The organism is Labilithrix luteola (assembly GCF_001263205.1).
GTDB lineage: Bacteria > Myxococcota_A > Polyangia > Polyangiales > Polyangiaceae > Labilithrix > Labilithrix luteola.
Genome location: NZ_CP012333.1, coordinates 2,623,248 through 2,636,528 on the forward strand (window position 1 = coordinate 2,623,248; position 13,281 = coordinate 2,636,528).

Genomic DNA, 13,281 nt, shown 5'->3' on the forward strand with positions numbered 1-13,281 from the left:
GTTTCTCGCAGCAGGAGGCACTGACGCAACGCGTGGCGCCAACGGCGTGATCACGGTCGACGGCAACGTCCGCACGGCAATCGCCGCACGAGGGGCATCGTGATCACTCGCCGGTAACTTTTTCGGCTCGATCGCGTGTCCCCGAGCCGGGCCGTGCAAGCGGCGGACGAAAGCACTCCGGCGAACGCGGTGTTGGATTTAGCCACGGTGGCAGGCGGAACATTTCAAGCGCGTAACCTGCGTGCTTGCGGGCGGCCACCTTCGCTACGTTCAGACAATCTCGTCGGCCTCTCGCGTAGTCGTCAGCATTGGCGATGCGCCGGCCACAAGGTTGGTACCGCCCCATGCCGTTCCGAATTCGCACTTCGAAGTTCTTCGTCTTGGGAGGCGCCGCGCTCTGCGCAATGGCGACTTCGTGCTCCGACGGAAATGGCGATCCTCCTTCGTCTTCTCCCGAAAAGCCCGATGCCTCCTCGCAGTCACGTCCCGACGCAGCCTCACCGGCAGCTTCGCGGCCCGTGGGCGGCACCGTACGCGGTCTTCGCGGAACGCTCGTTCTTCGCAACAACGGCGATGACGAGGTCACGGTCACGAAGAACGGCACCTTCATCTTCGGGAATCGCGTCGAAGCTGGCGGCCGCTACGACGTGAAGGTGGGCTCGCAGCCGGACGGGCAGACGTGCTCCGTCGCCAACGGATCGGGGACGGTCGGCGACGCGGACGTCACGGACGTCACGATCACCTGCGCGGACGACGTCTACGCGATCGGAGGAAACGTCAGCGGCCTCGACGGCACGCTCGTTCTTTCGAACAACGACGGTGACGACCTGAGCGTTTCGGCGAACGGTCCCTTCGCCTTCACGAAGCGCGTGCCGAAGGGCAGCGAATACGCAGTGACGGTGCGCACGCAGCCCGGCAAGCAGCAATGTACGGTTGCCAAAGGAAGCGGCAACGCCACGAGCGACGTCAGCGACGTCAGCGTCACCTGCGTCCGTGCCTACTCCGTCGGCGGCAACGTCACCGGGCTCACGGGTACGCTCGTCCTCGAGAACAACGGCGGCGACGCTCTCACCGTCAACACCAACGGCGCCTTCACCTTCGCGACGTCCCTGGTCACGAGTAGCCCGTACGCCGTCACCGTTCGCACGCAGCCGCAAAACCAGATCTGCAGCGTGACAGACGGCTCCGGCACGATCGCTGCCGCAGACGTGTCGAACGTGACCGTGACCTGTGCGCCGACCTTCGGCGTCGGCGGAACCGTGAGCGGCCTCGCCGCGGGTTCTGTCGTTCTCCAGGTCAATGGCGGCGGCGACGTCACGGTGAATGCGAACGGCTCGTTCGACTTCGCCTCGCGTCTCGTCGACGGCTCGAGCTACGAGGTCACCGTTCTCAAGAACCCCACGGGTCAGTTCTGCGCAGTCACCGGCGCGACCGGCACGGTGACCGGCGGTGCAGTCAACAACGTCTCGGTCGCGTGCCGCCTCCTGTCAGTCGTGGTCAACGAGGTTTACGCGCGACCAGCGACCGGTGCCTACGGCGACACGAACGGCGACGGCATTCGCGACAGCGCCAACGACGAGTTCGTGGAAATCCTCAACAACGAGGCTTTTGCCGTCGACATCGGCAACTGGGTACTTCGCACGGGCACGGGTACCCCGGCAGCCAAGTTCACGTTCCCCGCAGGAACGTCGCTTGCCGCCGGTGGACGAGCCATCGTCTTCGGTGGTGGCACGCCGACCGGCAGCTTCGGTGGCGCGCTGACCTTCACCTCGGCACTCTCCCTGACCGACGCCCCCACGGCGGACTTCTTCGTGCGGCTCGACTCGCTCACAGCCGCCGGCGCTACGCTCGACACCTTCACCTACGGCGCCGCGGCCTTCGGCAGCTCGTGCACCACCGGATGCGCATCGCAGGTGCGCAGCCCCGAAGGAACAGGCCCGTTCGTGGCGCACACGACGGTCTCGGGGAGCACGGGCATCTTGTGGTCGCCCGGCGTTGCCGCCCCGAATGCGATTCCCAAGCTGAATGCGCTGCTCTCCTATCCGGCACTCGGCGCCACGGCGGCCACGGTGAAGAGCGTCGACGTCCAGCTCAACATGTTTGCGACGGCCGCTGACTTCGACAATACGCAGTTCAAGCTCTTCGCGTCGCCCTGCGCAGCGCTCGCGAACGAGGTCACGTCTTTTGCGACGATCGGCGCCTTGGGCGACGCCTCGCGCGTACGCCTTCTTCCGACGAACGATCTCGCGTACGCGACGACGCACTGCATGAGCATCGCCGGAACCGCGCGCTCGGCCAACGGAACGCCGTTCGGCGCGCCCGCCTCCTACGAATTCACGACCCGCACGGCGGCGAGCGTACCGGCAGGGACGGTCGTGATCAGCGAGTACGGCGGCTGCCGCACCGCTTCCACCGCCGGGCTCAATGCGTGCACGGCGGCGTCGAGCACCGCGAACGACGAGTTCGTGGAGCTCCACAACCCCACCGCCGTCGACGTCGACATCTCCGGTTGGTTCCTCCAGCGCCGAACCGCCGGCGGCTCGGCGAGCTGCGCGGCAACCATCCCTCCGGGGACCACGCTTCGCGCCCATGGCTACTTTCTCATCGGTGGCGCCGGCTATACCTCCTCACGCTACGCCGGCAACCCGACGGCCGATCTTTCCACCACGGTCTCTCTCTTCGGTGGCACCGGCACGACAGGCACTGCGGAGAGCCTCGTTCTCTCGAACGCCGCGACCTGCACGGGGGCGCCCAGCGTCGTCGACGCCGTCAGCGCAGGGGCGATCACCGATTCGCTCACCACGCTTTCGCTTCCGGCCTTCCCGACGCCCGCCGCCGACGGACAATCACTCGAGCGTAAGGCCTGCTTCGACTCGACGGGAGACGCCAAAGCCACCACGGGGCTTCTCGCCGGCGGCGGACACGAGGCTCAGGGCAACAGCGAACGGTTTGGCGCGAGCCATGCCGACTGGGTGCTCCGCGCGTCGCCGAATCCGCAGAACAGCACGTCGGCCACCGAGACCCGCAGCTGTCCCTGACGCGAATCGCACGACAACGTCACCAATGGTTCGCAGAGCGCGTCGCAGAGACGCGTCAAAGAATCACGGACTACGAGGCCCCGCATGAAACGCACTCCCTTCCTTCCTGCCATCGCTCTCCTCTTGTTCGCCGCTTGCAGCGACCGAGTCGTCGACCGCAATCCCGGCGACTCCGTGCCCAACGACGGCACCGACGACCCGGGCAACGGCGACGGCACCGACGGAGGGACTCGTGACGGCGATAGCGACGGCAACGTCGACACGGCCGGCGGCTGCGAGGTCACCAAGCCGGGAACCTCGCAGTCGAGCGGCAAGGTCTTTCGCGGCACGCTGCTCCTGCCGGACGGCATCGTCGACGACGGCGAGCTCTTCGTCGACGGCAAGGGCCGTATCGCGTGTGCGGCTGCGAACTGTGCCTCTGCTCCCGACTACGCGAATGCGGCGCGCATCACGTGCACGAACGCGGTCATTTCGCCCGGCCTCGTCAACACGCACGACCACATCACCTTCGCGAACAACAAGCCGAAGACGCACGGCAACGAGCGCTACGAACATCGCCACGACTGGCGAAAGGGAATCCGCAATCACACGAAGATCTCGACGATCGGCGGTGCGAAGGCCGAAGCGGTGCTCGCGGCCGAGCTTCGCTTCGTGATGAGCGGCGCGACGGCCACGGCGAGCTCCGGCGGCGAGAGCGGTTTGCTCCGCAACGTCGACGTGGTGCCCGATCGCGAATACCCGATGACGATCCAGGCTGCGACGTTCGACACGTTCCCGCTCAACGACTCGGCCGGAACGCTGAAGACCGCGGACTGCAATTACACCGGACGCGTCAGCGCCAATGGCATTTCGAACGACAATGCCTACTTGCCCCACATCTCCGAGGGCATCGACCCCGAAGCCCACAACGAGATTCTCTGTCAGAGCGACAACGTCGGCGACGCGGCGCACGATCTGATGAAGCGCCAGACGGCCGTGATTCACGGCATCGCCGTCACGGCCAGCGACGTGCAGAAGATGCACGCGAACAACGTTTCGCTCATCTGGTCACCGCGCTCGAACATCGACCTCTACGGCAACACCGCGGCCGTCGTCATGTACGACAACCTCGGGGTCAATATCGCGCTCGGCACCGACTGGCTGCCCTCGGGCTCGATGAACATGCAGCGCGAGCTCGCGTGCGCCGACTCGCTCAATCAGCATTACTTTGCCAGGCACTTCACCGACAAACAGCTCTGGGAGATGGTGACGGTGAACGCGGCGATGGCCGTCGGTTACGGTCACGCGTTCGGCAAGCTGGCTCCCGGATACGTGGCCGACGTCGCGATCTTCGATGCCCGCGTGAGCAAGGGGTATCGCGCCGTGCTCGATGCGGGCGCCGAAGACGTGCTGCTCGTGATGCGCGCCGGTCGCCCGCTCTACGGCGACGCGACGCTGCTCGCGACGGACACGCTCGGCGGCGGGGACTGCGAGGACCTTCCCGTTTGCGGCGCGACGAAGAAGGCGTGCGTCAAGAGCGATACGGGGATTGCGCTCGACGCCGTCCGCACCGAGGGTGAGAAGTGGGCGCCGCTCTTTCTCTGCCGAGGCGCGGCTCCGCCGGTCGAGCCGAGCTGCACCCCCTCGCGTTCGGCAACGCTCTCCGGTGATTATCCGAACGCCACGAACTACGCCGGTATCATCACCGGCGACAAGGACGGCGACGGCGTGCCGGATGCGGTCGACAACTGCCCCACCATCTTCAACCCGATCCGTCCGATGGATGGCGCGACGCAGCCGGACTCCGACGGTGACGGCATCGGCGACGCTTGTGACAAGTGCCCGCTCGCGACGGGCGAGACGTGCACGCCGATGAGCGAGGACGACGCCGACGGTGACGGCGTGCCGAACGCCATCGACAACTGCCCGAAGGACCCCAACCCCGCGCAGACCGACGCCGACAAGGACGGTAAAGGAAGCGTGTGCGACGTCGCGTTCGACGGCTCTCCGTGCGACGACTTCGCGAACCCGGGCCCTGCCTTCTGCGCGCGCCCGCTCACGATCGAAGCGCTTCGAAACCCGGCCGCGCCTGGACATGCAGGACCGTTCCGCGTCCACGCGCGCTTGTCCGACGTCTACGTCACCGGCGTGAAGGCGAAGGGCAGCGGCGTCTTCGGGTTCTTCGTGCAGGCGAACTCGGCCGCGCCGTTCCAGGGCATCTTCGTGGCCACGCCGGGGACGGTGCCGAACGTGAAGGTCGGCAACCGCGTCGACGTCGAAGGTGACTACGAGGAGATCTACAGCATGAGCCAGCTCTCCTTCCCGAGCTGGACCATCAAGGACACGGGCACCACCCTGCCCTTCGGACCTCTCGACGTGGACGCGGCGACGGCGAAGAGCGCGACGAACGGCGAGAAGTTCGAAGGCGTCCTCTGCCGTATCCCCGGCCCCGTCCAGGTCACGCAGATGAACGCCGACAATCCGACGGCCGACCCGGCGGTCACCACGAACTTCGGAGAGCTCGCGATCGCCAACGGCGTGAACTTCCGCGTGGGCCCCAACCTCTTCTCGACGTTCAAGAACAACTATCCGGTCGGCACCACCTTCCAGAGCGTGACCGGCATCTGCGCCTACACCTTCTCGAACCGCAAGATCTGGCCGCGCGACGCCAACGACATCCCGCAATAGCCCCCGAACGCCCCCCAAACGGCACCCTGGCAGACGGCGCGGACAACCTCCCGCGCCGCTCGCTCACCGCCGGCATGCGACCGAGCGGACCTGCCAGCGACGACGCGTCCCCCGCATCCTCACAGAAGCTCGACGTGCGAGCACGAGCGCGCCTTCCATCACCCGCATCCTCACAGACTCACAGAAGCTCGACGTGCGAGCACGAGCGCGCCCTCCCTCACCCGCGATCTCACAGAAGCTCGACGTGCGAGCACGAGCGCGCCTTCCATCACCCGCATCCTCACAGAAGCTCGACGTGCGAGCACGAGCGCGTAGCGCGAAGTGCGAGCAAATAAGACTTGGCACGCCCGGCTGGAATCGAACCAGCGACCCGCGGCTTAGAAGGCCGCTGCTCTATCCAGCTGAGCTACGGGCGCGTGTGGACTTATCCTATAGCGTGATTCTTGCGGTCGGGGTAGTCCGGCCCGCGTTCGCATTCGGCGCCTACGTAGTATGCTGCCCGCCCCCATGCGCATCGCCGAAGGACTCCGAAGCGAAACATTGACCGCCGCCCTGGAAGAGGCGCTGCGCGGCAAGACGGAGCGCCTGTATCAGCAGCTCGGGCTTGCTTCCGGGCTGCCCGGCAATCGCGTCAACATGACCCTGGCGCAGGGCTTCGCGACGGAATCCGCCGGCCACGGCAAAAGCGCGGACAAGCTGATCCTCGCGATGGCGACCCTCTCGCCGGACGTTGCCCCGGGTGCGACCGACAAGGAGTTCCTCCCGATGTGCGGCGTGCTCGCGCTTGGCGTCCGGGCGTCCCGAGAGGCGTCGCTTCGCAAAAAGGCCGTCGGCCTCTTGCACGACCTGGCGGACGATCCGCGGTTCCGGGTGCGCGAGGTGGTGCCCATGGCGCTCGCGCGCATCGGTGAGCCGCTGGGCGACGAGCTCGTGGCCGACGTGGCGTCGTGGATGGACGGCTTCTTCCAGGCCACCGCCGTTCTGCTCGCGCTCTCCGACAACGCGTGGCTCTCGGCGACGAACGACGTCGAGGCCATCACGGCTCGTCTCGACGAGGCGTACGACCTGATTCGCAAGGCGCCTCGTTCGGCGTCGCGCTGGCCGGGCTTCAAAGCGCTGGTCGAGGCGCTTTCGACGGCCCCCGCCGCGATTGCTACGCGCCACGGCGTTCCGGTCTTCGATCGGCTGGCCGCGTGGACGAACACGGAAATGCCCGAGCTCCGTACGGCCATCGAGACGAACCTCAAGTCCGGCAAGCTCAAGGGCCGCTACCAGGCCGAGATCGAACGCGTGCGCAATGCCCTCGAGGGAAGCAAAGCCCCGCCCCGCGATCCGACGCAGATCATCCAAGGGATGCGCGGTCGCGGCAAGAAGCGCAGCCGTCGGTAAGGCTCAGCGCGTAGGCGGAATCGAGGCCCGGCCCACGCGGAACGAGGGCGGAATCGCGTCGTCGTTGGTTCGCGTGGGCTTCGGTCCGAGCGAGGCCGGCACCTTCTCGGAGAGGTCGGCGGCGTCTTTGACGATCTTCGTGGCCGCCGCGGCGCGGGCGTTCTTCTCGGAGAGCGTGGCGTGGTCGACCACGGCGTGACCTTCGAGCAGATCGAGGTATTCGAGATCGAGCTCACCGCCGCTCGGGAGGATGAACACACCGAAGAGGTGCGCTTGCCGGCGGACCTCCTGGACGAGCTGCCTCGGCACGTGGAGGGCCGCGTGCGTGATGAGGTGCACGACGGGATCGCGCTGATCACGCGCGCGCAACAGAGCGAGCTCGGTGGCGAGCTGGGCGAAGACACGCGCAGGATTGCGACCTCGCTCGCCCTTGAAGCCGAGAATGTAGGCCGCCGGCAATTGCCCGGGACGCGAGCGCTGCACGTCGTAGAGGCGTGAATCGAAGAAGCGCATCCACACTTCTTCGCCCGCGAGCTGCAGGCGTTTGCCGAGCGCGATGGAGAGCCCGCGCGCAAACACCTGGCGATCGCCGCGCATCGAGGCCGATGCGTCGATGAGCAGGTAATGCAGGCGCCGCGCCTCGTCGGGCGCTTGCTCGCGCGTGTAATAGAGGATCTCGTTTTCGATCATCCGCCGCGCGAACTCTTGCTCGTCCCACGCGAGCTCGGTGAGCACGAGCGAATCGAGCGAGCCCTTGTTGCCGATGCCCGCATAGCCATGCACGGCATGCGTTCCAGTGGCCTTCGCGCGACGCGTTTCGAGCACGCTGGGCAGGAGCTCGAGCGAGAAATTGACGATGTCGTTCGCGGCGGGGCTCGAGATGGCGGCCAGCAAATCGACGTGCGCGAGGGCACCGGCGGCGCTCGACTCCGGCCCCAGCATGCCGAGCAATCGAAGCGTGTCGAGATCGAGCGCGTCAGCGAGCGTCAAAACGTGGAGCCGGGAGCGCGCGAGCGCATCGAGTGCCGAGAGCTCGAAGTTGCGCGGCCCGCTCGCGAAGAGCTGCGGAAGCTGCCCGTCGATGTCGCGCACCATCTCGGGATCGAGCGGCAGGCTCGCCGAGTACGGAGGCTTCACGTTGGCGCGCTGGACGATCGAACCGAGCACGCGCGCCAGCACGACCACGACGAGATCGTCGTTCAGACGCATGCTGCGTGCGCGCGAGCTTGCCTCGCTCTGCGAGATTTCCGCCAGCACCCCGCGGTAGGTCGTCAGGAGGTCAGCCGCCCGCGGCATGCGCGCGACGATCGCATCGAGCCCCGGTCGAGGTCCGATCTCGAGCTGCTCCTTCGGAGCCGCATAGAGCAGGCCGAAGTCGTGCACCATGAAGAACGGCAGGTGCAAGCCGAGCCGCGCGAGGTCGCGATACCAACGGATCGCTCGCACCACCATCATGGGCGAAGCCGCCCGAACGGCCGAGAGCGCCAGCCCTCCGAGGGGACCAGCGACGACCGGATCTTTCGCGTGCGCAGCCGTGACCGGCATGGGTCTCGCAGGATAGCAAAGCCTGGAGCAAGGGGCGCGTGTACCATTGCTCCCCCACAGGAGGCGCCGCATGTCCGAGGAGCTCGTCGTCACCGCCGTTGGCCCCGATCGTCCTGGTCTCGCGTCCGAGTTCAGCGGTCACGTCCACAAAAGTGGCGCCAACCTCGCCGATTCGCGCATGGTGAACCTCCGCGGCCAGTTCGCGCTCGTGGCGCTGGTCGAGGGGGAGCACGCCGTGCTCGAGGGCCTGAAGAAGCGCCTCCGCGAAGCCGCCGCGACCATGGGGCTCGCCGTCGAATTCTCGCCCGCCCCCAAGGCCAAGGTGCTGAAGGGCGTGCCGTTCCGGCTCAAGACGTACTCGATGGACCAACCGGGCATCGTCCACCGCATCACCTCCTATCTCCACGAGCAGGGCATCAACGTCGAAGAGCTCGAGACACGCCTCGAGTCCGCGCCGTTCATGGGCACGCCCGTCTTCACGATGGAGATCCTCATGCTCGTCCCCACCACCCTCAACGTGAAGAGCCTACGCCGCGCGCTCGAAGAGCTCGGCGACACGCTCAACTGCGACGTCGACGTCGATCCTGCATGAACAAACTCGCTCTCGTTTTCACGCTTCTCGCCTCTTCGGCCATCTGGCCCGGCCTCGTCGCTTGCAAGAAGAGCCCGGAGATCACCTGCAAGGTCAACGACCAGTGCTTCGTGTGTCCGAACGAAAAGGCCAAGGCCAACTGCGCGAAGGACCCCACGTCCTCACGCTGCAAGTGGGCCGAGCCCAGCCATTGCAAGTGATTCGAGCGTAAGAGCGCGTAAGAGCGGGAACGGCTTTCGCACGTCGCGAGCTTCATGGAGCTCGCGGCGACGGCGAGATCGAAGCGCGTACCCGAGCTCGGGCGAAAGAGCCAGCGCGCACTCGCGTCTCGTGACATTCGAATAGGCATCTCCGGCTGGCGCTACGAGCCTTGGCGCGGCGTGTTCTACCCCAAAGGTCTGCCGCAGAAGAGCGAGCTTGCGTATGTGAGCTCGCGGATGGGCAGCGTCGAGATCAACGGCTCGTTTTACTCGCTGCAGAGACCGTCGAGTTACCTCGGCTGGTGCGACGCGGTCCCGAACGACTTCGTCTTCGCCGTCAAAGGCGCGCAGTTCATCACGCACAACAAGAAGCTCCGTGATTGCGCGCCGCCGCTGGCGAACTTCTTCGCCTCCGGTGTGCTCGCGCTCGGCAAGAAGCTGGGGCCCATCCTCTGGCAACTGCCACCGCGTCTTCGCTTCGACGCCGAGCGACTCGAAGGCTTCTTCGACATCCTTCCGCGTACCGCCGGCGAGGCCGCCGAGCTCGCAAAGCATCACGACCATCGCGTGAAATACGGCGCGTGGCTCGAGGCCCACGATCCGGACTTTCCCCTTCGATACACGATCGAAGTGCGCGACGAGTCGTTCGACGACCCGGCGTTTCCGCGCGTCCTGCGCAAGTCGAACATCGCTCTCTGCGTGGCGGACACGGCCGGCCAATGGCCGTACCTCGAAGACGTGACGGCCGACTTCGTCTACGTGCGCCTGCACGGCGACGCGAAGATCTACGAGAGCGGCTACGAAGGCCCTGCGCTCGCACGTTGGGCCTCGCGCATCGTCGCGTGGCACGACGGAGAAGAGCCCTCGAGTCCTCGCCTTGCTTCCCCCGACAAACGCGCAAAGCGCGCCCCCCGCGACGTCTTCGTCTACTTCGACAACGACATGAAGGTGCGCGCTCCGTTCGACGCCATCGAGCTCGCGTCACGCGTCGCGAAGAAACTCGACCGGGCCACGGCGGCGCGCATGGTAGAGACAGGCCGACGATGAAGCCGCTCGAACTGATTGCCGAGGCCCGAGTGCCGAGTGGTCCGCCGCTCAAACTGATGCGCCGCGGCGACGACTTCATGATCATGGTCGACCGCAGCGAGCTCATGAGCACCCGCATGCGCGGCTCCGAAGTGGCGCTTGCCGAGATGACCTGTGAGCGTCTCGGAGCACGCAAGGCGCCGAAGATGCTGATCGGCGGCTATGGCATGGGCTTCACGTTGCGGGCGGCCCTCGCCAAGCTAGGCGCCGACGCGCGTGTCACGGTGGCGGAGCTGGTGCCGGAGATCATCGACTGGGCGCGCGGCCCCCTGCAGGCGATCACCGAAGGCTGCCTCGACGACCCGCGCGTGGAGATCCGCATCGGCGACGTCAGGCAGGCGATCAGCGCCGGCGTTTACGACGCGATCCTGCTCGACGTGGACAACGGCCCCACCGGGCTCACGCGCGAGTCCAACGACGGCTTCTACACCGGCCCCGGCCTTGCCCGGACACGCGCCGCACTCAGGCCCGGCGGCATCCTCGCCGTCTGGTCGGCCGGCGCCGATCCGACGTTCACGCGACGCCTGCAATCTGCACGATTTTCCGTCGACGAAGTCCGCGTGCGCGCGAGAGAGAGCGGCAAGGGCCCGACGCACGTCTTGTGGTTCGCGAAGGCCGTCTAACGAGCACGCCGGGCAGCCGAAGCGGGCTCTCCGTGGACACGTGAACGCCGGTGCACGCGCATCCGTGAAGATCGGTTGACGATCACCAAGAGACGTAGAAACCCCAGCACGCCTGGCGTGCGGTCTGAGTGGCGTCGAGCGCCTGCGAACTTGATGAGCGCCGAGTGACGCGTGGCGGGGTCTCCATGGAGCTCACGCATTGGACTCGTTCTTGCTCGTGCGGCCGCCCGTGAAGGACTTCCCCTTGCCCGTCGTCTCGAGCGGCGCGGCGTTCGTTTTCTCGCTCGCGACCGGCTGCGTGCACAACGACTGGCCACCGCCAAAGACTTCGATGGCGCCCAATCAGCTGGTGACGAACGAGGAAAACCTGTTCGACGCGAGCGGCGGCGAACGTAGCGCCTGCAACGCGCGGCTCGTTCGCGTTGATTTTGGAGATACGTGCCTTCGCTGCGGGGCCATCGACGTCTCCCTCGACGGCACGCGGCTCGGCCGCGCCGCGGCCCCCAAAGCGCCACCAACCGCGAGTCACGCTTGGGTACGCCCGCAAACGCACGCCCGCGCGCACGCCGCGATTCCGTCGCTCGCCGTCTCCGTCGAGCCGAACGCTGCTCATCGCGTGGACGTTGCACCGGCCGCGACGCCGTGCACCCTGACGGTGCCTGCGAGCGGCGGAGCCTCGATCGAGATCGCACCTGGTTGCGAAACGCAGGCCGTGGAGGTTCGATGCGCTGGCTTCTGATCGGCTCGATGCTCGCCGCGGTGCTGGCCTTCGGATGCGGAGCGGGGGTGCAACCCGACACGTGGACGCTACCGGTCAAGTCCGCACAGTCGGCGTCGGCGTCGGCGACGGCGCGGCGGGAGTGCGGCGCCCCCATCAAGGTTGCGGTCGTGCCCTTCCGTGACGCGCGCCCGCCTACCGACGTTTCGATGGGCGTCATTCCGTGGATCATGCTCGGAATGCTCGCCTCACCCGATTTCGAAGACGTCACGACATACGGGCCACGCGATCCCGGGCGTCCACAAGACTACGTGCACGACGACGAGCGCATCTTCGCAGCGGTTCTGCAGCGCGAGCTCGAGAACACCGGCTGCTTCGATGTCGTCGCCTTCGATCCGCGCTTCCAGGAAGCGTACGACGTCGTCCTCGGCGGGAAGATCGTCAACGCAGGAAAGCGCATCGAAGCTCCGTTCGTGCCACTTCCCGCGTGGATTGGGACCATCACCGCAAGCGCCCTCGGGAGCCGAGGTTACGTCGTCGAGGCCGAGCTCTGGGCGTCTGCACCAGGGGCCGAGCCGTTTCTTCGCTACGGCGTGCAGGGCGCATGTGCAGGCTCCGAATGCGGGTCATCCATCGTCGGTCGCGCGTCGGGGTTGGCTGCAGCGCTCACGAGCGGCTATGCGCCCTTCGTTCACGACTTCCGCGACTACGTCGCGAGCCGTACGCCGTTCTTTTGGCGACGGGTAGGCGATGCACGCTTCATGCGGTTCGCACGCAAGCGTGATGCCGAGCTCGATGCGCTCGTGGCTGCCGTGCGACGAAACGATCGATGTCGCGACGTCTACGAAGAGGAGCTCACGAAGCGAACGGGAAGTCTGGCCGCCATGTTCGACGAGTCGTCGAGGGAGGAAACGCAATGGGCGGCTCGCAGCTGGGAACGCGCCGACGAGGAGGTGCGCAAGTCGAACGAAGCGGCTGCGGCCGCCTTCACCGCACGGCAAGCGGAGGTTGGACGGCTCGAGGCATCGCGGCGCCGGAGCGACGCGGAGTCCGATCTGGCCGGCGCTCGCGAGCGCGACCACGGTGATGGATTCTTGGGTGCGCTGTTCGGGGTCGTCGACACGTCGATCAAAGCGAGCACGGCGCGAAACGCGCGCGCGGAAGAAGAAGAAGCACGGGCGCGCGAGAATCGACTCGTCGAACGAGTGAGGCAACAGATGGCGCAAGCCAACCAGGCGGTGGCCGATTTGCGAGGCGAGCACGCGGGCACGGAAGAGAGACTTCGCGCGTGGGCGTCGTACTACGCGAGCCAACGTCGCCCGCTCGACTCGCTCGCCGAACGTTGCCGGTAGCCATCACGCCGTCGACCCCGCCGCGACCATCAAGCCTGGATACTGCGGCAGCTCGACTCAAAGCGTGTGTC

10 protein-coding genes and 1 tRNA gene are annotated in these 13,281 nt (G+C 66.7%); 9 read left to right on the forward strand and 2 right to left on the reverse strand.

From position 1 onward, the window contains the following. The first annotated feature begins 344 nt into the window (after window positions 1–344). Both AKJ09_RS11960 and AKJ09_RS11965 read left to right on the forward strand, forming a co-directional pair. Window positions 345–3,038, forward strand: a complete 2,694-nt coding sequence (locus tag AKJ09_RS11960) for a lamin tail domain-containing protein (RefSeq protein WP_169927470.1) — start codon at window positions 345–347, stop codon at window positions 3,036–3,038. Window positions 3,039–3,122: 84 nt separating this feature from the next. Continuing rightward, on the forward strand, window positions 3,123–5,705 hold the full coding sequence (locus tag AKJ09_RS11965) for an amidohydrolase family protein (RefSeq protein WP_146647325.1): 2,583 nt from the start codon (window positions 3,123–3,125) through the stop codon (window positions 5,703–5,705). Window positions 5,706–6,044: 339 nt separating this feature from the next. Here the strand turns inward: AKJ09_RS11965 and AKJ09_RS11970 are convergent. Beyond that, window positions 6,045–6,121, reverse strand: a tRNA-Arg gene (locus AKJ09_RS11970). A gap of 91 nt (window positions 6,122–6,212) precedes the next feature. Here AKJ09_RS11970 and AKJ09_RS11975 point away from each other — a divergent pair. After that, window positions 6,213–7,094 (forward strand): hypothetical protein, encoded by an 882-nt coding sequence (locus AKJ09_RS11975; RefSeq protein WP_146647326.1) that lies wholly within the window; start codon window positions 6,213–6,215, stop codon window positions 7,092–7,094. Between the two features lie 3 nt (window positions 7,095–7,097). Here the strand turns inward: AKJ09_RS11975 and AKJ09_RS11980 are convergent, their stop codons facing one another. Continuing rightward, a complete protein-coding gene (locus AKJ09_RS11980; RefSeq protein WP_146647327.1) occupies window positions 7,098–8,639 on the reverse strand; it encodes a vWA domain-containing protein in 1,542 nt (513 codons plus the stop codon). Window positions 8,640–8,709: 70 nt separating this feature from the next. Between AKJ09_RS11980 and AKJ09_RS11985 the strand changes: the two genes are divergently transcribed. The 6 genes from AKJ09_RS11985 to AKJ09_RS12010 all read left to right on the forward strand — a co-directional run bounded on the left by AKJ09_RS11985 (window position 8,710) and on the right by AKJ09_RS12010 (window position 13,210). Next, on the forward strand, window positions 8,710–9,231 hold the full coding sequence (locus AKJ09_RS11985; protein WP_146647328.1) for a glycine cleavage system transcriptional repressor: 522 nt from the start codon (window positions 8,710–8,712) through the stop codon (window positions 9,229–9,231). Then, a complete protein-coding gene (locus AKJ09_RS11990) occupies window positions 9,228–9,431 on the forward strand; it encodes a hypothetical protein (RefSeq protein WP_146647329.1) in 204 nt (67 codons plus the stop codon). Before AKJ09_RS11985 ends, AKJ09_RS11990 begins: the two co-directional genes overlap by 4 nt. A gap of 54 nt (window positions 9,432–9,485) precedes the next feature. Next, window positions 9,486–10,478, forward strand: a complete 993-nt coding sequence (locus tag AKJ09_RS11995; RefSeq protein WP_146647330.1) for a DUF72 domain-containing protein — start codon at window positions 9,486–9,488, stop codon at window positions 10,476–10,478. Continuing rightward, window positions 10,475–11,140, forward strand: coding sequence for a spermidine synthase (locus tag AKJ09_RS12000; protein WP_146647331.1), 666 nt, complete (start codon window positions 10,475–10,477; stop codon window positions 11,138–11,140). Before AKJ09_RS11995 ends, AKJ09_RS12000 begins: the two co-directional genes overlap by 4 nt. A gap of 199 nt (window positions 11,141–11,339) precedes the next feature. After that, a complete protein-coding gene (locus tag AKJ09_RS12005) occupies window positions 11,340–11,879 on the forward strand; it encodes a hypothetical protein (protein WP_146647332.1) in 540 nt (179 codons plus the stop codon). Continuing rightward, window positions 11,864–13,210 (forward strand): hypothetical protein, encoded by a 1,347-nt coding sequence (locus AKJ09_RS12010; RefSeq protein WP_146647333.1) that lies wholly within the window; start codon window positions 11,864–11,866, stop codon window positions 13,208–13,210. Before AKJ09_RS12005 ends, AKJ09_RS12010 begins: the two co-directional genes overlap by 16 nt. The last annotated feature ends 71 nt before the right edge of the window (window positions 13,211–13,281 follow it).